Source organism: Evansella cellulosilytica DSM 2522, from assembly GCF_000177235.2.
In the GTDB taxonomy this organism is placed as follows: Bacteria; Bacillota; Bacilli; order Bacillales; family Salisediminibacteriaceae; genus Evansella; species Evansella cellulosilytica.
The window spans coordinates 1,195,897-1,217,421 of the sequence record NC_014829.1 but is presented as its reverse complement, the minus strand read 5'-3'; the positions used below and the strand labels follow the sequence as shown (position 1 = coordinate 1,217,421).

The following is a 21,525-nucleotide window of genomic DNA, read 5'->3' as shown; positions in this document are numbered from 1 at the left end:
GATTACATACCTACTCGTTCTCGTCACCAAATTTAATTATTACAATTTTTGTTAAAAACAAGACTACACTATTAAGAATAGAAATGTCAAGCGCTTTTGAAAAAGCTTTAAGCATTAACTTCTAGTCCACTTTTAACATTTCATCTCTCCAACAAATAAAATCTCATACAATCCTCTCGTCGTTGACACAGATATTTTTTCAAATCTAAAAATCGTTTTCTTCCGTGACATCATAAACAATCACGGCATCCAACTCTAATCATTTACTTAATTAGGTCAATCACTGTCACTTGTCGAATGGACAAGTGACAGGCACCCATTATTATTCAAAAAGAGGCAATTGCTCTATTTCCCCAAGACGATCTATAGTTTTTGGTTCATGATCTTGGAAGTATGCATGGTGAAGCCACTTTTCTTTCGTCATGATTTTTTTAGAATCGTTGACAGATGCTCGTAGACGGCAGCTATAAATGATTGGGAAATAATCTTGTAAAAACTTACCTTCGGCATGTGCGGTCAAAGCAATAATCTGAAAGCCAAGTTGTTCTGCTACAAAAAATACTGGACTTAGGACATGATCACTCGATGCCTTTCCAAACGGATTATCAAGAATAACAGACCTATGACGTTTTATCTTCGGCATGATATGTTGTTTTTTCTCTGCAACATAATTAAGTATTCCGAGGAAAAGAGTCATGTTTTTACTCCATTTTTCTCCACCTGACCAAACATTACTTTGCTCCCATGAAAATGACCTAGTTGAAACCTTATTATCATTCGTCACTTTACGGCAATTCACTTTCATAACCTCATTATTCATAACAATTTGCAAAAGCTGTTTTGATTGAAGCCACATTTCAATGTCCTTTCTTACCTTGCCATGGTCCTGTTGCCCTTGATCGTTTAAAAATCTGTCTGACTCTAACTGCTCTAAAATCCATTCTATATAATCACGTATTTTGGATTTCCCTTCTTCTTCAGACCATTCTGGTATAAAGAAGGTAAATATTTGTTTCCAGTCATCCTCTACTTTCACTTTTGTTTTCTTTGGTATCTGTTTCAGTTCCTCAGTAAGTGTCTGGAGATGGGAATGAATATGGTTAATATACGCTTGTAAATCAGCATCTTTCTGACGAATATGCTCGTTAGCGTAACTTGTAGCACGCTGGACACTTGAAACCATATTATTCTTAAATACGATAATATCCTCAAACGTCTGTTTATGCTTTATCCCATTTAAAGCCATATTTCGCATTTTCACATCTGTAATCGCTCGATTGCAGAAATCTGCAAATTCACTTTTTGCCTCTTCCACTTTTCTTCTTTCCATGTCAACAGAAGCTTTTTCATCCCCCAGTATTTTAGTAGTTTCTTGCACATACCTCATTTTACTATTAGAAAATGCTAGCTTTTCTTCTTCATTTAAGAGATGAGCTTCTACTTCTGGCAAATTAAAATGGTGGGCTACACTGAATCTATTAAGCTCTTGCATCGTTTGATTCAGCTTCTCAAATTCCTTATCCAGTCTCTCTATTTGTTTATTAATATATTGTATCCGTTCATCTAGTTCTTTCTTCTCGCGCTCTAACAAAATTGGTACTTCGTTTAATGGTTGTGAAAACAAATAAACTTCTTTCTCAGGGAATGTTTCATTAAACCTATCTCGTAATGAGTCAACCTTTCCCTTTTGGTTTTCTTTTTTTGTTAAAGTTTCTTCTACAGTTTTACTAAACTTTTCTCTATCTGCGTTAAGCTTCTCAATCTTCTCCCACAAACTTTGGAGTAGCGGAGTACTATTAGTAGGAAGTGAACGTCCTTCATCTATATAATCATGTTCTTTTTTCAATACTTTCATTTGGTTAGCCAATTTGCTGATAGCATCCGAAGTAGCTTTCCGTCTCTCTATCCATTCTCCATAAGTTGTCGCTATTTTATCTCTTTTCTTTTCCAGCTCACGAATCTTCTGCAAAATAATCGTTTTACTTTCATTCGTGTAGAGAGGTATTAACGATTGTACAGTAATATACATGTCATCATCTTTCAGGTTCTCTACATTTATTTCAAGCCTACTTATTCGTCCGTCCAATTCTACTTTTTCGTTATTAAAACTCTTTAATTCTTCACGGACACGTTTCAGCTTTCTAGTAATCTCTGCAAGACTCTCAACAATTTCTTTTTCTTTTTCAAGACATTTATCAACCTCTCGTGAATACTGGAGGTAAGTAGTCCCCTTCTCCATTTTCATTTGTAGACCTTGTTTTTCTTCTTGATATTGCTTCTTCTTGTCATGATTACTAGAAATCATCCGTTTAGTCTCAGCGAGATAGATCTCTAACTTACCAATATCTCCTGATATTTTTGATAATTTTGTTTTATAATCAGAAAGCGAACCCTCCCACGTCATTAACATGTCATAAGGATAATTCTGGAGAAAGCTTTTATATGAATCATAACATTGTTCCCATCGTTTCAGTTCTTTCTCTTTTTCTTCCCGTTCATCTGTCATTTCCTTAGCACTTGCTCCAATTTCCTCTTTCCACTTTATAAATGTAGAAGGATTTGAATTTGTTTTCCAATGGACTGGAGCAACCCATGATTGAAAATCATCGTTTTCTTGAATCTCAACAGCTTCCTCCGTTGTCAAAACTAAAATTGGGTACTGTATACGATCCTTTATATTGTCTAATTTTGATATTAATTTATCTTTTGATTTCTTTGTTGTTATTAACGAGATTGACCATAAAGGGTAGCTTTCCTTCATTTTTCTTTCTTCTATTGTTAACATTTGTAAATACTCGACACCTGTCACGATATAATCAAGCTGATTTTTCCACGAATGTAGCATCCCTTCAAGGTAAGCATCAGCAAAAAAGGTATCTAGATTACTATAGTCGTCTACAAATCGATAAGCTAATCGTTCTTTAAATAAAAGTGATTCTCGATCTTTTTTCAGCTTTTCTATTTGATCAGAAAAACGATTGTTAATCGATTCTTCATTGAAATATATACTCTCAAGAGTTCCCCATTGTGGTCTTATTATAGCTAGTTTTTTTATCACCGATTCTTCTTGTTTTTTCAATTCAGCAATCTTATACTCTAGTTGTTTTTTCTCAGATTCTACCTCTGAAAACCATTCTTGTTGTTCTTGTTTATTTTCAGTTGCTTCCTTTAAATCAGACTCCAATTGCTTCTCTTTTTTGTTTAACAAAATGATTTCTTCATCGAGAAAATGATACCTACTTGTCCACTTCGGTAATTCTTCCATTACTTTTTCTTGTGCTGGATTAGCAAGCAGTAACTGCTCTAAATCATACATATCTTTCAAACGCGACTCACAATAGGCTTGGATTTTTAACCGTTCTCCCTGCAGCTTTCTTTCATCCGTATCTAGACGAGTTTCTTCCTTAGACTTATCATGGATATGGTTTATAATAGGATTTCTCTCATAAATAAGACCTTGCTTTTCTTTTTCTAGCCCTTCCATTTGCTTATGAAAAAAACCTAAAAGAGCCCTATTTTTCTGTTCCATTTCATCTTCAATTTCCACAAGATCTTCCGTTTCATCAAGCTTACCTATTTCAGAGTTAATATGTTGTAATAATTCTTCCTTTTCTTTCTTCTCTTGCTGTAGTTCTGCAAATTTATATGAATAATAATCTGTAAGCGCTTGGTGATACTGTTCCTTTTTTTCGCTATGGGAACTAGCTGCTGATGTATAATCCTTATCAAGGTCAGAAAGTCTCTCTTCTTCTGAACGTATTTCATATGACTCAGCTTTTAATGAATACCATTCATTGTTCTTTTTCCACTCCTCGTGGATCTCACTCATATCCTCTTTCTTAGTTTTTAAGCTGTCCAATTGTTCGGAGATTTCTATCCAAACTCCCTTAGCATTCTGCTTTGCCTTCACATACGACTGCTCACTTTTATGAAGACCCTCAAACGCTTTTACATAATCTTCTAACTCAAATTGAATCTGTTTGTTTTCTTCAATTGTTTCCTTTAGTTTTTTGTAATGTCTTAAACTAGAATGCTGTTTTTCAAACATATCAGCAAATATATTCGCATCATGTCCTGCAATTGAGTTTTCCACCGTTGGGATTAAAAGTCGATCGAAGAGCTGACTTGTGTTTTTACAGTCATCAAAGAAGGCTTCTACTCCCCCTTCTGAACTATTAATCTTTAACACGCTTTCCCATTCACTTGAGATAATATGATGTTGTTCTTCAATAAAAGTTTTATATTCCTTAATCGTATCAAACGTATATGCATTAAACTTTTCCTTTTCTTTCATCAAACTATAATAATCTTGCATTTCCCCTTTTGCGGATGGCCGGATTCCGCTATTTCCCTCTTTTACAAACGGAATACCTTCAATTCCGTTTCTGTCATTTGCTTCGTACTCATAAACATAGCGGATAGAGTCTAACCCATGTTTTGTTGTAAACAAAGAAACAGCTGTGACAGCATAACGCCTTGGGCGATCACTTAATATCCATTCCACCGCAATGTGAGCTGGTGCATTTTCAAGCAGTAATGTGTTTTTTATTTTTCGGTCTGCTAAATCACTATGAGGTAAGATTGCTTGGAGTGCTGTTTGAATCAAAACGGTTTTTCCACCACCATTTTCAAGTAAAATCGCACCATTATGACCGTCGAAAAGAAAAAGCTCATCATTATACCTTTTATTACCTTCTTCGTAAACGATATTCGTCAAACGTATTTTACTAATTGCTGGCATACTATTCCGCCCTTTCAAAGCTATAAATAAATTCAAAAATACCTTTATTATACTCAATTTCCATAAAAAACCGTTGAATGATTGTCTTTGCTTTTTCCGTTAACGTTACTTCTCCATCACCAATCTCCGTCACTAAACCTTGATCAATTAAAAAACGTTTCACTGTATCAAGAAAACTAAATCTGCTTATTGTTTTCCCTGTTTGTTTTTTCGCTGTTTCTTTAATATCATCCATGTCATCCCACTTCTCAATAATTAAACTCCAATTATAGGAAAACTCCTTTTCATACCCTTTTAATGTTTCCTCATCTAGGCTTTTTAACTGTTCAATGCGAGCTTGTATTAGTCGAAGCCACTCGTCTTGACGTAAAAATTGTCTTGTTGGCTCCTGGCTTTGATACGAATCATAAAATGCACCAAACAATATCAGGCTTGAGAAATACAAAAGATAAATATCTCCATTTGTTGCGCCTGACCGAAGATAATTTCTTTTTATCCAATCATTACTGACGTGGAAAGGAGACAGCTTCGTTTTCGGCACTAAATATATTTGCTCACTTGTTCGAATAATGACACTTTCCACTTCTCTGCTAAAGCTTTCCAGTAGACTTCGAATATCATCATCTGCTTTAAACTTTTGTAGTGAAACTACATCCGCATAGCCATCCCTTGCAAGCACCGTATATAATTTAAAGGCTTCTACTATTTTTTCTTCAGAATATTTCATTTGTTTCCCCTTCCAAGCGAATAATCATTTCTTGTATCGAAAAGCGAGCTGTCTTTTGAATAGTTCCCGGCTCTTCTTCTATCGTCAGCTTCCTCTCTCCCAAAAGATAGAGAGAATCTCCTAATATTGTCTGCGCCCCATCCTCTTCTTCGAAATCCCCCATTTTAATCGGTGATCTTTGATGAAGGATGAGCCAAAAATCATAGAAATATCGTTGCTTTAAAACTTCTTCTTGCTTGTTCTCAATTAGATACTCCATAAAACTACTTAATCTCTCTGCCCGATTATTCTCAAATGCAGTAAGAAACAGTTCCATTAGCTCCTTGAATTTAACAGCCATCTTTTTTCGAAATTTGTCCGTATCTTCTTCATCCTTTAATTCCATTAAGTTATCGTCAGGTCTATCTTCACGATCGTCGATAATATTTTGCTCTTCTAAAATAGAAAGAGGGGACCACATCTTCGTCTCTTCCACTTTTAAGAATGGATGGAGAATACCGATCATAGCTTCAATTGGTAGTGGAGAAGAAGTAATTTTAGAAACAATATCATGCTCAAAATTAAACGATTGAATACCTGTATAGTAAAGAGATTCTTGTGCAGTTATGAGCGTAGTTTCTTTCAATTTAAACGTTTGATCTAATAATCGTGAGTGATCGTAATGAACCTTTTCTAGTTCGTTATTAATTTTTAGAATGAGTTCATATGTCTTCTTTTCCTTCTTATGAATATCTTTTGAAAATAGTCGGTCCTTCGTTTCCTTGACAAACTCTCTTAATTCTTTAAATTCCTCATCTTCTCTTGCAAGTCTGCTATATATATCTTCGAGCAGTTGCTTGTACCTCTCAAAGGTTTCCTCGGAAACAATACTTCTTTGTATTTCATGTCTCAGTTTAATCATACGTTCCTCAAGAGTTTCAACATCAATCCGCATTTCATTGATTTGTCGAAGTGCTCCTTTGAACTCCCCTTTATCTAATTGCTTACGTAGAAGTAATTGGTTAATAGAAAGCTGAAATTCACTATAAAACTCTTTTGTTGCAAATACTAATTCAAGACCATCTTCGTCGAGGGTATAATACTGCGTATTCGTTTTCACATCGAAACTATTAGCTTTTAGAATCGAATACTCAATCATTTCGTCTTTCATTTTCTCCCAATTGAAATAGCTGTAACTCCTTTTTTTTCCTGAGGCAGGGCGAAACGTTTGAATAATTGTTCTTGCCATTTTCTCATAGGTACTTTTATCTAGCTTATATTTTTGTTTCGTAAGCTCTTCAATGAAATATGCTAGCTGCATTGCTCCTGTTTTATACTGTCTCATCAATTTTTTCTCAAAAAAGAATAAAAGCGTGAGTAAACCTAAACCTTTCATATCTATTACATTATTATTCTGATCTTGTTCACGTTTTCTTTCTAATTCATAAAGAGCGTCAAATAACGCTAACCTTCTCATCCGTTCCTGATAACCACTAGATATCTCCAATAAGTCTAATTTCTCCAAAAGGATTCCCTCCAGACTTTCTGTAGTTCATTTGTATTTAAAGTTTCTTGAGGATGATATTTCCCATTTTTGAGGAGTGTACTAATTTGCTCTCGTACATTTTCTGGAAAAAATCGAATAAATTTATCTTCTGCTTCACCATTTGATTTTTGATAGCCTTTTCCTAATGCAGCCTCTTTCTTAAGACATTCGAGATAAAACGGGATTGCTAATTTTACTTCTAGTTGTTTCGTTAGTGAATACCAAATATTTATTCCTTCTCTATCAATATCACCGAAATAAAAAAATTGGTGAGTCGCTTTTATTGGGTACTGTAACTCAAACTGCTCAATACTTTTAATAACTTTTTTTCCACTCCCGTAAACTAAAGTAGAAAATTCCGTCTCAGTTATTACTGGTAATAATGCTTGATAAGTTGTTTTGTTCTCAACAATGATATGCAACTGTTTACTTTCTGCTAATTTCAAGGGATTTATGGCAAACATCATTGGATCTGAAACAGGTATAATATTTAATTTGTCATATACGTTAATTTTTTCTAGTAAACTCTTTCCACTATTTTCGGTAATCCACTTTTCATCCCCTACCAGTTCGTAGCTTCGTTCAGGTGCCGGTACTTTATCAGTTGGATAAAAATTTTTTTTAAGGTATTCATCTACTTTTAAAATATAAGGCAAATCAGTTTTCCAGTCTGATGGGTTCCCATAATATTTATCTATACTAATTGAGGGGTCTAATTGGGCACGATAATATTGTAATTCCTTATGATAATTCTCCGTGAGGGCACTTTTATCTATGCGATATTGTTTTGCTAAGGAGGGCTTCCTTGTGGTACGGCCTTTTGATTTAACCATAGATATTATGTTGTCTTCTTCTAATTGCAATATCGTCGATGAGAAGTCTTCATATGTATGTTTATAAGGCTTAATCACTTCTTCTAGTTCATTTAAATTAATTGTTCGTTTTCCAAAAGCAATTAATTCTTTCTTTATTTTATCCACTCGACATACACTCCTAAAATCTTACAATCTACTTTCTTTCATTGTACTAAATAGCTTATATAACAAAAAGAAAAAATTCCTCTCTAGTAAATATTGGAATCATGGAGTTGAAATATATGCCGTGCACAGGAGAAAAACTAGGTAAGGGTACTTATTGATGTACAAAATATCGCAATACAGTGACTCTTGATGATAACACTGGTACACTCCCACCATGTAGAAAGTGTTTTGGGACATGTTTTAGAAGAGTGTAAAACATGATCTGTCACTCGTTGAGTTCTACAATTTCTTTTAATGACTACTTTATTCATTTTACTAAACGAAGAGAGAGTTAACCTTCTTCAAAACTAAGAAGCAAGAGGTCCGTCCCATTGTTCAGTTCATAGAAAATACATGCACAGTAGAAACATGAAAAATAATGGTAATAACAAAAAAATGCACCCTCATATATATAGGTTGCACTAGGTATGTTATGATTAATATATTGCCTTTTTAGAAGACTCTACGAGGTTGTTAATGATTGCTATATCTAAATTATGTTTAATTTTGAACTCTAATTGCGATTTGCCGATAGTATAAATTTTATTAGTTCTTACACTTGTTTCATACTTTAATTGTACTGTAATATCATATTCAGACCTTGCTGGTTCTTTGGTGCATTTACAAACAATAACGTCCTCATCATCATTAGAATCATTATCTTTTCCTATTACAAAAACAGGCCTAGGTATTACTTGTCCATTTGACATTCTTACTTTTGCAAAAAAGAAATCGCCCTGATCAGCATTTCTTCGATCGCGGGCGATTTTATTTAATTTATCGCTCATATAATTCCCGCAGCTCCTCTTCATACCAATCTCTGAAACAATCTCCTTTATCATCAACATCCTTCTGGTCACTAGGTGATAAAGAAATTGGTTTTGTGTTATTAAATCCTAATTCTTCTTGAATATGCCTTATGTCTCTTTTATCCATAACATTTACTCCTTCCGCACTTGCTATTCTTGCGCGGCGGACACGTTTTACACCCTGATGGGCTTTACGACTTATAGTCAATTCAGCCACATCGGCCACCTCCTTGTATGTTTTCCTTATTTTAACATACAATTCCGCGCTTGTATCACTTGTAAGTGACATTTACCCTATTTTTTATTTAATACACCTATGTATTAATCATATTATCGGAAAGTTCGTTTTAATACATACATACTAAATAAAATAACTGACAAAAACAGTGTTAATGTGACGAGACTCTTTCAAGCAGCCAATTGAATGGAAGCTTCCGCTGTAATGGAAGAACAAAATGCTTTCATTGAATAAACCTCTGCCACAAACGAATCACTACTAGACTTGGCACAAAAGGTACACACCTATATAATCAAAAAGTTACTTCCAAGTGTTTATTAAATCAATTAAAAGATAAACTTTCTTTTAGATGGAGGTTAAACTAATTGTCTCCTTATAAAATCTATAACTATTATACTTTGAACAACGAATACTTCCGATAAGCTTTATATAAACTGATTGCAAAAAGAATAGCCAGAAGTGTGGGAGACAACTTCACTAATACAAATGGTGTTTCAAATAAAAATGCCTTCCAAAATAATGCCCCATTCATGCTCCAAAGACCTTCGTGGTATAACCCTGCATCGTTGTATAGCATATAGGAATAAACCAAACAGAGAGAGCCTAACCAAATTGAATAATGCATTAATCTTTTATAATAATTACCCTTTGATTGACGATCGGAGAAAATCTCGTTTTGGTCATCCTCTTCTTTTTGCCAATAACGAATTCCGCTGAGCGAGGAGCCCTTGATATAATTCCAGCCGAAATCCTCATATATCCCTTTGTATTCTACGAACCTTTCTTTACGTAAATAACCTTGATAATCAAGTCGCATAGCATATCTCTTGTCAGTTTTTTCAAAAGTGTATATTCCAAAACTACTAATATTTGTGCACCGATAGCCTTTTTGTAATTGGTCGTTCAGCCATTGCTCTTCTTTTTCAATATTAAAAAATACTTTAAACCTCTTCATTTGATTCACTCCCTTCATACAAGGATAAAATATGCGCTAGCCTTTCTCGTTCCAATTTCAAAATGTCTCTTCCTTCTGAAGTTATCATATAGATTTTTCTCCGACCCGAATTTCCGACAGGTTCAATCCAACCATGTTTGTTTAAGTTTTCAATTGCGCCGTATAATGTTCCAGCCGCTAAAATAACAGTACCGTTACTTATTTGTTCAATTTTCTGCATTGCGGCATAGCCATGGAGTGGTTCACGTAAGGCTAATAAAATATAATGCATCGTTTCTGACAACGGCAGTAGTTTATGTTTCATACTCTCACCCTCTATTCAGTTTAACTGTACAGTTCGACTTAATAATAAAATAATACAGTTCAACTGAATAGTCAATAGTATTTTTAAAGTTCAACGAAGTAAATTAATGTGTCACTTTTTAGCAAAGCAATAAATATTCAATAAAGCCGATTCCCTTTACGTTAGGAAATCGACTCTTTATGTAATTTTATTCATTTTAACTCAGGCATGCACTCCTTCTCACGGGATTTTAAATTCATTTTTATATCCTTTCGCTCATGCTCTTACTTCCTCACGGGATTTTAAACTCTTTTTTATATCCTTTCGCTCATGCTCACTAGTCCTCACGGGATTTTAAATTCTTTTTTATATCCTTTTGCTTATCGGCTCGCGTGCTACAGAAAAAATCTGCTTATCACTACATCAAAACATGAATCGACCAAGCTTTTAAATGATATGATATGCGGAGTAGGAAAAATACTACTCCTTTTTACCATCTCTTATTTTTAAAATATGCTAGTCCTCCACACAGGAAGAGAATACCACCACCAACAATGACGATGAGCAGGGTTTCTGTAGAATAAAAGGTATCTCCTTCCCCACCTAAGCATCATCCCTAAAAAAGGCTGTGCCCATGGATACCATGGACCGAACATCTCTGAATTTACCACCATGATGTTTGGAAGAGTAAAGATCACGTTCACCAAACTTAAAATAGAGATGCATAGGCGTATAAAGCAGGTGTCCCCCCAGAATGGAGGAATAAAATATTGTCCTCGCGTTGGAAATAGTTTTTTCCACTGAGATCTATAAGCCCTGCCATTGTTTTTCCCGTATAAACAGGATCAAGTAAGATGGCCTCCGTACTGGCGAGTCGTTTCACCGCTTCTACCATTTCCTCTGTTGGTAAGGCATAGCCTGGCCCAACATAATCATCAAAGCAAACAACAGCTTCCCGCGGGATCTCTCTTCCCAAGCCAAGATGCTTAGCCGTTTCCTTCGTGAGCTGATACACCTTCTCTTCTTGCTCCTCTTTTCCGCGACTAATATTGATCCCTATTACCTTAGCTGCACTATCCACGGCCAAAAGTCCAGCCACTAACCCTGCATGCATTCCGCCACTTCCACTCGTACAAACTACATAGTCAAACTGTATGCCCTGTTCTTTTGCTTGCTCGATAATTTCTTCTGCACAGGCTGCATACCCCGTTATTCCTGTCACATTGGACCCCCCCACTGGAATGACATAGGGAGTTCTTCCCTCGCCCCTGACTTGCCGAGCTAGCTTCTCCATTTCCGCATAAACATCCGTTCCGTTTGGCACAACCTTTACATTCTCCGTTCCTAATAGCTGAAATAAGAGAAAATTACCGCTCGTCTTCGTATGGAACAGGTCTAACTCATTTTCCTCCAAAACAAGAATACACTTCAATCCCTCTTTCACACAGGCAGCTAAGGTGAGTCGGCAATGGTTCGATTGGATTCCCCCTGCGGTAATAATCGTGTCTGCCCCTTTTTCCAGTGCGTCTCCCATGAGAAACTCTAGCTTTCTCGTTTTATTACCTCCCGCTGTGAGACCGAGCAAATCATCCCGTTTAATGTAGAGATTCGGTCCCCCTAAACCAGCTGCAAATCGGGTGACCTTTTCTATCGGTGTTGGTGCCTCTGTATAAATTCGACGTGGAAATTGCTTCATGTTCCTAACTCCCCCTTATTTAAATGAAAAATTAATTTTATCTTATCCAACTTTATTTTAACCTACCTAACTTTGTGTTCCATCCATATTCTTGATTCTCCTTTAATAGAAAATATCCTGCAAAAGACTAACAGGGACGGTTCTCATTAGCCATAACGATAGCTTATCCATATCGTCGCATCGCCTATTCCCGTCAGCATTCTAGAGAAACTCGTGCGAACTTAGTCTATTTATTAGTCCAGGAGCTGTCCGTCACTAGCCATCACTAAATAAAATGACTAATACTCATAGAACTATTACATAGTGAGTGAATAAAATATGAAAAAAGAGAATGGAGTTGATGGTTTTGAGTACCTTTAATCCAGATAAATTATTTGTAGAGTACAGGGAAGGGGTATCACCTACAGGACCTGTTTTCCCGAGACGGTATACAATAACTCACTCTGACATAACTGGAGAGCTATTTTTAACAATTGGACTCGGTTACGCCTGGGATAAAACTAATTCTATGAGAGATGAAGTGTTAGGAGAATGGGTTAGAAGAGGCAGTGCGTTCTATTATTGTGTTTATTTGTATATAGACCAAGGAGAGTTCAAGAAAAATGAGGTTGTAAGACGAAATGAGATCTTCAGACGTGAATTACCTCTAGCCTTATCAGCTATTCGGTACGGAGATAAATCTTTATTCGATACATCCCCTACTCTAGATCGAGCACCTATTATCGTTCACTTTATGTCTATTTACCCTCAGTTTAATAGCCATGAAGATTGGGGGACTTTTCGTGAATTAAAAATAAAAAACCTGCCCCCATTGCAGTAATTTTTACCACAATGGGGGCAGGCTTTTTTGTCTCTCATGTCCGACTTAAGACTATACAATTTTTCCCTTGGTTTTTACCTTCTATTAGAGCTTTATCCGCATCTTTAATACAATCTAGCACATCTACCTTCGCCTCATCGTATTCAGTTAAACCATAGGTCATCGAAATTTTAAATGGTTTGTCATGATAAGAAAAAGTTATATCTTCCTCGAAACGTTGTCTAAGTTTTTCTAAAACATGATGTGCCTCAGCTATTTGCGTATCTTGCAGCAGAATTAAGAATTCTTCCCCACCCCACCGTGCAACTGGGTGGCCTCGAAAAAATTCTTTTAAAAAATTCGCACATTCTTTTAACACCATATCTCCACAATCATGACCAAACGAATCATTAATCTGCTTAAAGTTATCGATGTCTGCTAGGATTATGGTGAACGGTTTTTGCTTTTGTTCAAAATCTGCTTCTGCTTCTTTCAAATTAACTATTATGCTTCTACGATTGAAAAGATTGGTTAATGAATCTGTGTTCGCAGCAATTTCAAGTTGTTTATTAAGGTTAATCAAATATTTCTCCGTTGTATCGGTTACTTTACGATATAAATAGGTGAGAACAGCTAACGTAATACAAACAAAAACGGTGTTCATTAAAAGTAAACCGTCTATGTAGACAACTTCTATTTCAATAGAGGGCGCCCTGGAATGAAGAGATAAAATAATCAAAATGACCATATCTATAAAAACGATCATCGACTTTACTAGAGTAGAAGGTTTCAAAGCGATAAACGTTAGAATAATAGCATGTACAATATAGTATTGAAACCCTGCCCCAATACCTAGAAGATAAATAGCAATAGAGGTGTGGACTACAATCTCAATATGCCCTATATATAAAGCTACTAATGTATGGCCTCGCTTAACTAGATAGTATCCACACACATATACGAACGAACTTACGATATTAACATAACCAAGAAGGGGGATATCCAGCCAAAAAAATAAGAAAGCCCAAAAGAAATGGATAAAAAATGCAACTACCATAAAGATATTCGTGATGTAATCAATCTGCTTGATTCTGTCTATGGAACCGTGAACCCCCATCAGCACACCTCTTTTACTAATTCCTCTGGTATTAAACCTCATTATCGAGATCTGAAATGAGTCTTTATACTCAGATCAATTTTACCACAAGAAGGAAAATTCAGGAAGTTAAATTGCGTTTTGTAACAATATTGGCAAACAGCGAAGTTCGAGAACGCATATAATCAACCCAAATAGGCTACTACCTCTTTATTCCTCAATAAATAGGGAACGGTCTGTAGAATCAAACATCTAAAATTAGGAACTTTAATAATTATTAGCCATTTTTGGGAATAATAAAAAAAATTAATCACTTCATTGAGGAGCACTATGCATGACAAAAGATAATAGTGAACAACGAACAACTCAACTAGTTACTACCAATATAGAAACCAACATCAAGCTTATATTAAATGAATTTCATCATTCAGAAGATGTGAAGAGACGGTATTTTACCTTTCAAGGCTCTCATGGTGTAGCTGTTTTTGTTGAAACATTAGTTAATGAAGAACGATTATCCAAGAGTTTTCTTGAACGACTCAATTTGAACCAATATGAATCTGCTGAGATACAAAGAGTTATTTCTTCAAGTGCCATCGAAGTGGATAAGAACGTGACTGCTATCGTTAATAATATGCTCAAAGGATATGTAACGATTTTTATGGAAGGGCAAATCGAGGCGATATCCTTTTATGTAAGCGATAGTTTTGAGCGCGCTATTGAAGAGCCAGGGAATGAAAAGGTGATTCGTGGAGCACATGATGGGTTTGTTGAGGATTTGTCTTCTAATATCCAATTAATAAGAAAACGGATTTCAAACTCCAAGCTTGTGGTAAAGTACCAATCCGTTGGGGATGAATCTGGCACAGAGGTAGCCATTGTTTATTTAGATCATATTGCTAACCCAAAGGTCGTTCAAGAGTTAGAAACAAGAATAAAATCGATTAGTGCGGATATGGCATTCAGCCCAGGTTTTATTGAAGAATTCATCGAAGACAAGCCCTTTTCTCCCTTTCCACAATTGCTTATTACGGAAAGACCAGATAGAACGAAGGCAAACATCATGGAAGGACGGGTAGCCCTTCTCACAGCGGGAAGTCCCACCGCATTGATTTTGCCTGTCAGCTTTTTTGCTTTCTATCAGTCACCTGACGATTATAGCGGCCGATTTTATGCTGGATCATTTTATCGTTTAATCCGACTAATTGGTTTTTTTATTGCTGTATTTGTTCCAGCATTATACATTGCTACCGTTTCCTTTCACTTTGAAATAATACCGGCTGACCTTGTTTTACAAGTGAAAAATTCAGTAGAAAGGGTTCCCTATCCTCCAATTATTGAAGCATTACTAATGGAGTTGACGATTGAGCTTATCCGGGAAGCTGGGATTAGGCTTCCAACACCAATAGGACAAACAATAGGTATTGTAGGCGGACTCGTCATTGGTGATGCCGTCGTTCAGGCAGGTTTGGTGTCAAATATCATGATCATAGTCGTAGCCATCACAGCAATCGCATCCTTCGTCGTACCATCTCCAGAGATGAATGCATCCATACGAATGCTGCGATTTCCGTTTATGTTTGCCGCTGCCTCCTTTGGCTACTTAGGAATTTCCTTTTGTTTTATCTTGCTAATCATGCATTTTTGTAAATTAGAATCCTTTGGATCGCCTTATTTTGCCCCGGTATCACCATTGCAACCAAGCGATTGGCGTGATACGTTCATTCGAATGCCAAATTGGAAGATGTCGAAGAGACCTAAAGCAGTACAAGCGCAAAAGGCGACGAGACAACAGCAAAATAGAGAGTGGGCAAAAGATGATTCCACAAAATAAACAAACAATATCACCAACACAATTTCTCTTTTTTATTATTCAGACGCAAATCGGAATTAGCTATATTTCTCTTCCGTTTCATGTGCATCAATCAGGGGCAAAGTCAGATGGATGGCTATCCGTTCTCCTCACTGGAATTGCTATTCAATTTGTTCTTTTTCTTTATTGGTTTCTTTCCAAGCGTTTTCCGACATTATCTTTTTACGATATATTGCCTGCCGTATTCGGAAAGCTTATTGGAAAATTGCTCTCTTTTGCGTTTATACTCTATTTTTTGCTTGTAGGCAGCATCATCTACATGCAGTATAACTATATTATCGAAATTTGGGCATTCCCTCGAACACCACTGTGGGTCTTTGCCTTGCTGCTTAGTATACTCGCATTATATATAGTTCGAGAAAGACTAAGGGTTATCGGCCGATTTCAAACCATTGTTTCTTTTCTTTTATTTATATTAATCTTCATCTCTTTACCGGGCTATGAAAACACTGATATCCGCTTTGTTTTACCAATAGGTGAGAATGGACTAGGAAATATAATAGCTGGAGTAAAAGATGGTATGTTATCCTTCTGGGGGTTTGAATGTATCTTATTTCTTTATCCTTTTGTGGAAGGAAGTAGACGGCAAAAAATCCTTGCCGCAACGTCATCAAATATTTTTGTGACCTTGTATTATACATACTTTACTTTTCTTACGTTTATTTTTTTTAGTCCAGAGGAGATACCGTTAGTACCACAGCCTCTATTATATATTTTAAAGGCATTTACGTTCCCCGTGTTTGAACGGATCGATATCTTATTTTTGTCTACATGGATCGTTTTCGTCTCAAGTTCTTTAGTAAGTTATATGTACCTTTGTTCCATTGGCGTTGCCTCTGTTCTGTCCTTGAAACATCACAAAAAGGCAGTTCCATATGTCGTTGGATGCAGTGCAGTGCTTTCACTCTTACCACTTAATAGTTTGTCCATTGAGAACTATACGAAAGTGATAGATCAGACTGCTTTTGTATTCGCTATAATCATTCCCATTGTGACCTTGTTGGCAACTTTAGTATTCAAAAAACAAAAGGTGAGCGTATGAAGAAATACTTTATGTATATAAACATAGTGATTGGACTTTTTCTATTGACGGCTTGTTGGGATCAACTTCTCTTAAAGGATGTTAATTTAATCTATAGTTTAGGTATTGATAAGACGGATGAAGGTCAGTTTAATACTACCGTTTCGATTCCTAAGGAAGGTTCCAGTGAGAAAACGTCACCCAGTAGCTATATTATTTCGGCAGAAGGGCGTACCTTAAGGGAATCGAGAACAAATGTAGACAATGCCCTCCCCGGTTCTGTAGATTCTTCTAAAATAAGGGTTATATTAATTGATCAGGCATTAGCCAAAATAGATCTTTATACTGTTTTGGATGTACTTTATCGAGACGCACGTGCTCCCTTATCATCTCGAGTAGCAATTACAGTTAATACGGCAGAGGATTTGATCCGCTTAAATATAGAAAGTGCTCCGTTAGTAAGTACGTACTACATTGATTTAATTGAGGGAGCCGAGCAGGATACGATTGTGCCACGGCTTAATCTTCAATATATTTGCCCTGTCATGCTTGATATAGGAAAAGATTTCAACATACCACTTTTGAAAATAGACAAACAGCATAGTACAGAAAAAGCAAGGGTAATCGGAACAGCTTTGTTTGATGACAAAAAAATGACTGGCACCCTTTCCGTAGATGAAAGCATTATGGCAAACCTATTAAGTGATAAAAAAGGGAAAACAGAAATGACATCCTTCATTACAACAATTGATGGTCAACAGCAAGAATTAACTGCGTTTAATCATATCTCCTATCAGATAGATGAGTATAAATCTAAAATTGCGGTAACTCCAGCTGGTAATTCCTATACAATAGATCTGAATTTAGAGGTGTATTTAAATGTAACTGAATATCCTCCAGACCATTTGAACGAAAAATCAACCATTGTCGAACTTAATAGTCAAATCCAGGAAGAACTTCAAGAACTAGCTGTAACAACCGTCGCCAAGCTCCAAGAGGCAAAATGCGATTTGCTAGGTATCGGTCGTGAACTTATGGCTTACCATCACTATAAAATAGAAGATGGTAAAGAGTGGAAAGAGGTGTACGGACAGCTTCCCATCAACGTGAACGTACAGGCTGAAATCATTCACCATGGTATTATTAACTAAAGGTTACATAAAGAGCTGCTGCTCCGAGTATGTAAAGTACAAGTGTAATAGAAACGACTACACTCGAAAAAGATGCCCGTCCACCAGCAAGGTAAAGTTTTATCTTGCTAGGGGCAGACACATTACATCTTTAAGACCATCTATTTAAAAAATTTTGCATCCTTCTTCCCGATTATTCGTCTTTATATAGTAGTAAGTTTTCAAGGAGGAAATTCAGATGGAACTAGAAGATATCTACAAGCAGTTTCATAAACCGTTAATGGTTTTTATTATGAAGCGTGTCTCAAATCCAAATATTGCAGAAGATATTGTCCAGGATGTCTTTACGAAAATTACTGCATCCATTACATCATTAAAAGAGGAAGAAAAAATACGAAGTTGGATCTACAACATCACACGTAACGCAATCATCGATTATTATCGATCAAAAAAGCCAACTACCGTGTTTCCAAGCGAACTAGTTGATGTTAACCAGCTAGAGAATCATGATTTATCAAAGGAACTGTCTGCATGTATTCGTCCGATGGTCAATCAACTTCGACACAAATACAAAGAAGCGATTGAACTTACTGAACTACAGGGTATGTCCCAAAAAGAATTAAGTCGCCATTTAGGAATGTCTTTCTCCGGTGCGAAATCCAGAGTTCAACGGGGACGGTTGAAGTTAAAGGAGTTGTTAATTGCATGCTGCCATATTGAAGCAGACTCCTATGGGAATATCATTGATTTTCATAACGAAATAAATGTATCCGGAGATAGCTGTAAGCATTCCAATGACTGTGCCTGTAAATAGCATTTGCGTCTTTCTTGGTTGATCTTCGTCTTATAATGTGCAGGTAAAAAAAAGGAGGAGATCTTATGGAAGAAAAAAAGAAAGGTGTAACCTACAGTGATGGGGAACATCAATGTGAATGCGAATGTACATGCAAAAACAAAGGGAAAGACAACTGCACTTGCGTCTGTGAATGTGATTGCAGCGATAGTTCTGTAGCAGATAAGCCTGTGGAATCAAAAACATGCTCTTGCTGCTAAAGGAGGAAGGATGGGGACGGAAATTTCGTTCCCGTCCTTAAAATGAATCTCCCTGTTTATTCAACGGTGATGGTTAGATGTACCTGACTTTTTAAGACCCACCACCACGCTATAATCCTGCCATTCATAAGGGATTAACGCCTGGTACTTCGTCTGTAAAAATCGATCATCAATTAAAGCAATCACGCCAGTATCGGTATCAGAGCGAATCAATCGTCCACCTGCTTGCAGTACTTTATTCATTCCAGGATAGACATAAGCGTAATCAAATCCATTCTTTCCAACCGATTGGAAATGGTCCTTGATGATATCCCGTTCAAAACCAATCTGTGGCATGCCAACCCCAACGACAATGACACCTTGCAGTCGGTCACCTTTTAAGTCCACACCTTCAGAAAAGATCCCCCCTAGTACAGCAAAGCCTACTAATCTCTCGGCACGTTCAGACGTAAACTGTGCTAAAAAATCTTCCCGTTCTACTTCGGCCATTCCCACATCTTGAATAATCGTAGACACACTTGGATAATGCTCCGTAAATTGCTCATACACACTTCTCATATATTGATAGGATGGGAAAAAGATTAAGAAATTCCCTTCCTTCTTATCAATGACATCTTTGATAAAGTGTACCATCGGCTCCATTGTTTTTTCTCTATCCCGAAATCTTGTCGATAATGGTTGTATGATGACCTCTATGTTTTGCCGCGCAAAAGGGGATGGAATCGAAATAACATAATCCTCCGATTGTCCACCAAGTAACTCTTTATAATAATCGGCAGGTATTAACGTTGCTGAAAAGAACACCCTCCCCCTAAATCCTTTCCCCATTTTAAGAATTTGTTGGGATGGGTCAAGGCAAAATAACTTTAACTTCACTTCACTTTTATGAACTTCGACATAAGTAATGAATTTCTCATTGTAAAGTTTAGCAATCTTAACAAAGTTTTGCGCGGCAAAGTACGTATCTAGCAACAATGCATGATCAATCTTTACTAGCTCTAGCTCCGCCTCCATGATGAATGTTTCTAGTAATGCTACAAGCTCTTCATCTACGTTTTTTCTTAAATATTCCTCAGATTTCTTCACTTCTAGTAAATAGTCATTGATCGCCTTAGCCTCTGCAGCGAGTCGGTTATTTTTAAAATCCCTTTTCAGCTGCAAAAAGCTGGATTTATGAATCGTAGCAGAATACATTTCCCTCGCACGATCCACTAAGTTATGCGCTTCATCTACTAAGATGGCCGTTTTCTTTTTCTGATCTTCCAACAATCGCTTCAACGATACTCTTGGGTCAAAAATATAATTATAATCACAAATGACAGCATCTACTGCATAAGCAAGTTCAATGGAAAACTCAAAAGGACAAACTTGATGCTTTCGAGCGTATTGTTCAATAATGACCCGTTTAATTATATTCTCATGCTCCAAGATATCAATAATTGCCTCATTTATACGGTCATAAAAGCCAGCTGCAAATGGACATTTTTCACTCGTACATATCGTTTCCTCTTGAAAACAAATTTTATCTTTTGCAGTTATTGTCAGCACTTTCATATCTAGACCGTTATCCATCAATAGCTGAAATGCTTCTTCTGCTGCTGTTCTTGTAATTGTTTTTGCAGTCAAATAAAACATTTTCTCTAGTTTTCCTTCGCCAATCGCTTTTACAGCAGGAAAAATAGTAGATATCGTTTTCCCTATCCCAGTCGCGGCACTTGCGAATAATGTTTTTTTGTCATCAATCGTTTTATATACTGCACCTGCAAGTTTACGTTGACCTTCTCGATATGTATCGAACGGAAACGCCAGTGTTTTACTCGTCTTATTTCGCTCATTTTTATGCTTTAGCTTCACTTTTAAAAAACTAGCATATTCCTCAATTACCTTATAAACGAATGATTCCATTTCCTCATATGTCATCACACGGCGAAATTGTTTCTGCTCCATCGTTTTCACCTGTACATACGTAAGTTGGATCGTCATTTCTGATAAATGATGGTCACCAGCATAAACATAAGCATAGAAAATAGCCTGTGCCCAGTGGACTGGATGTGTATCTTCCTCCACATCCTCTAAAGAATGTACCGTAGACTTTATTTCATCAATTGTCACACACTCCTCATCTTTCAGAAGTCCATCACACCGTCCATCCACTCGTACAACAAAATCTTGATAAGGAATATCTGCTTCTACAAACACTTCCTTTTCATCGTGTTCTCCGTAGCCTTTTTGGATTAACTGATGGATTCTTGTCCCTTCTGTCATCGTCGAAGAAGTGCGGAAGCCAGATTCAATACTGCCACTTCGATACACATATTCTACTAAGTTTCTCACTGAGATTTTCACCATGTTCGTCATCTTATCACCTATAGTAATTATCAGTGGCGCTGGGTTGATAGTCAAATTTTTATTTAATAATACTAATCCATATTTAGTCACAAAAAAAGATATCAAAGGGTTGGAGTAACGGGGTTTACATCAATGGCGTAAACAAGCCATTCAAGTATATTAGCAGGCTAATCTCTTTTTGAATATTGGGAATGTTTTACTTTTTTATGGT

Annotated in this window: 16 protein-coding genes and 1 other annotated feature (1 of these 17 only partly in view); of the genes, 5 read left to right on the top strand and 11 right to left on the bottom strand. The window is 36.4% G+C overall.

The window, feature by feature from the left end; translation table 11 throughout:
* Window positions 1-36 (bottom strand) — a binding site (T-box leader); it reaches 215 nt to the left of the window's first position.
* Between the two features lie 286 nt (window positions 37-322).
* From BCELL_RS05565 to cuyA, 9 genes are all read right to left on the bottom strand, one after another.
* Window positions 323-4,741, bottom strand: coding sequence for a coiled-coil domain-containing protein (locus BCELL_RS05565; protein WP_013487699.1), 4,419 nt, complete (start codon window positions 4,739-4,741; stop codon window positions 323-325).
* Between the two features lies 1 nt (window position 4,742).
* Entirely contained in the window at window positions 4,743-5,468 is a 726-nt protein-coding gene (locus BCELL_RS05560) for a DUF6063 family protein (protein WP_013487698.1), read from the bottom strand.
* Window positions 5,455-6,972 (bottom strand): hypothetical protein, encoded by a 1,518-nt coding sequence (locus tag BCELL_RS05555; protein WP_013487697.1) that lies wholly within the window; start codon window positions 6,970-6,972, stop codon window positions 5,455-5,457. The genes BCELL_RS05560 and BCELL_RS05555 overlap by 14 nt, the downstream gene beginning before the upstream one ends.
* Window positions 6,960-7,973 (bottom strand): Wadjet anti-phage system protein JetD domain-containing protein, encoded by a 1,014-nt coding sequence (locus BCELL_RS05550; RefSeq protein WP_013487696.1) that lies wholly within the window; start codon window positions 7,971-7,973, stop codon window positions 6,960-6,962. Before BCELL_RS05550 ends, BCELL_RS05555 begins: the two co-directional genes overlap by 13 nt.
* A gap of 476 nt (window positions 7,974-8,449) precedes the next feature.
* Window positions 8,450-8,800 carry a type II toxin-antitoxin system PemK/MazF family toxin gene (locus tag BCELL_RS05545; protein WP_013487694.1) on the bottom strand — a complete coding sequence of 117 codons (351 nt, stop codon included), beginning with the start codon at window positions 8,798-8,800 and terminating at the stop codon, window positions 8,450-8,452.
* On the bottom strand, window positions 8,790-9,038 hold the full coding sequence (locus tag BCELL_RS05540) for a hypothetical protein (RefSeq protein ID WP_013487693.1): 249 nt from the start codon (window positions 9,036-9,038) through the stop codon (window positions 8,790-8,792). The genes BCELL_RS05545 and BCELL_RS05540 overlap by 11 nt, the downstream gene beginning before the upstream one ends.
* Before the next feature lie 412 nt (window positions 9,039-9,450).
* Window positions 9,451-10,014 (bottom strand): DUF2812 domain-containing protein, encoded by a 564-nt coding sequence (locus BCELL_RS05535; RefSeq protein WP_013487692.1) that lies wholly within the window; start codon window positions 10,012-10,014, stop codon window positions 9,451-9,453.
* A complete protein-coding gene (locus BCELL_RS05530; protein ID WP_013487691.1) occupies window positions 10,001-10,318 on the bottom strand; it encodes a PadR family transcriptional regulator in 318 nt (105 codons plus the stop codon). The genes BCELL_RS05535 and BCELL_RS05530 overlap by 14 nt, the downstream gene beginning before the upstream one ends.
* A 688-nt stretch (window positions 10,319-11,006) precedes the next feature.
* On the bottom strand, window positions 11,007-11,993 hold the full coding sequence (gene cuyA / locus BCELL_RS05525; protein ID WP_013487690.1) for a D-cysteate sulfo-lyase: 987 nt from the start codon (window positions 11,991-11,993) through the stop codon (window positions 11,007-11,009).
* Between the two features lie 346 nt (window positions 11,994-12,339).
* On the opposite strand from cuyA, the gene BCELL_RS05520 reads away from it, so the two are divergent.
* Window positions 12,340-12,813, top strand: coding sequence for a staygreen family protein (locus BCELL_RS05520; protein ID WP_013487689.1), 474 nt, complete (start codon window positions 12,340-12,342; stop codon window positions 12,811-12,813).
* A 34-nt stretch (window positions 12,814-12,847) separates the two neighbouring features.
* Here the strand turns inward: BCELL_RS05520 and BCELL_RS05515 are convergent, their stop codons facing one another.
* Window positions 12,848-13,909 carry a GGDEF domain-containing protein gene (locus BCELL_RS05515; protein WP_013487688.1) on the bottom strand — a complete coding sequence of 354 codons (1,062 nt, stop codon included), beginning with the start codon at window positions 13,907-13,909 and terminating at the stop codon, window positions 12,848-12,850.
* Between the two features lie 313 nt (window positions 13,910-14,222).
* On the opposite strand from BCELL_RS05515, the gene BCELL_RS05510 reads away from it, so the two are divergent.
* The 4 genes from BCELL_RS05510 to sigZ all read left to right on the top strand — a co-directional run bounded on the left by BCELL_RS05510 (window position 14,223) and on the right by sigZ (window position 18,726).
* Window positions 14,223-15,722 (top strand): spore germination protein, encoded by a 1,500-nt coding sequence (locus BCELL_RS05510; protein ID WP_013487687.1) that lies wholly within the window; start codon window positions 14,223-14,225, stop codon window positions 15,720-15,722.
* Window positions 15,706-16,803 (top strand): GerAB/ArcD/ProY family transporter, encoded by a 1,098-nt coding sequence (locus BCELL_RS05505; RefSeq protein WP_013487686.1) that lies wholly within the window; start codon window positions 15,706-15,708, stop codon window positions 16,801-16,803. The genes BCELL_RS05510 and BCELL_RS05505 overlap by 17 nt, the downstream gene beginning before the upstream one ends.
* Window positions 16,800-17,933, top strand: coding sequence for a Ger(x)C family spore germination protein (locus BCELL_RS05500; RefSeq protein ID WP_013487685.1), 1,134 nt, complete (start codon window positions 16,800-16,802; stop codon window positions 17,931-17,933). Before BCELL_RS05505 ends, BCELL_RS05500 begins: the two co-directional genes overlap by 4 nt.
* A 217-nt stretch (window positions 17,934-18,150) precedes the next feature.
* Window positions 18,151-18,726: an RNA polymerase sigma factor SigZ gene (gene sigZ, locus BCELL_RS05495; RefSeq protein WP_013487684.1), complete on the top strand. Its 576-nt coding sequence runs from the start codon at window positions 18,151-18,153 to the stop codon at window positions 18,724-18,726.
* A 299-nt stretch (window positions 18,727-19,025) separates the two neighbouring features.
* Here the strand turns inward: sigZ and BCELL_RS05490 are convergent, their stop codons facing one another.
* Entirely contained in the window at window positions 19,026-21,323 is a 2,298-nt protein-coding gene (locus BCELL_RS05490; RefSeq protein ID WP_013487683.1) for an ATP-dependent DNA helicase, read from the bottom strand.
* Window positions 21,324-21,525: the final 202 nt, after the last annotated feature.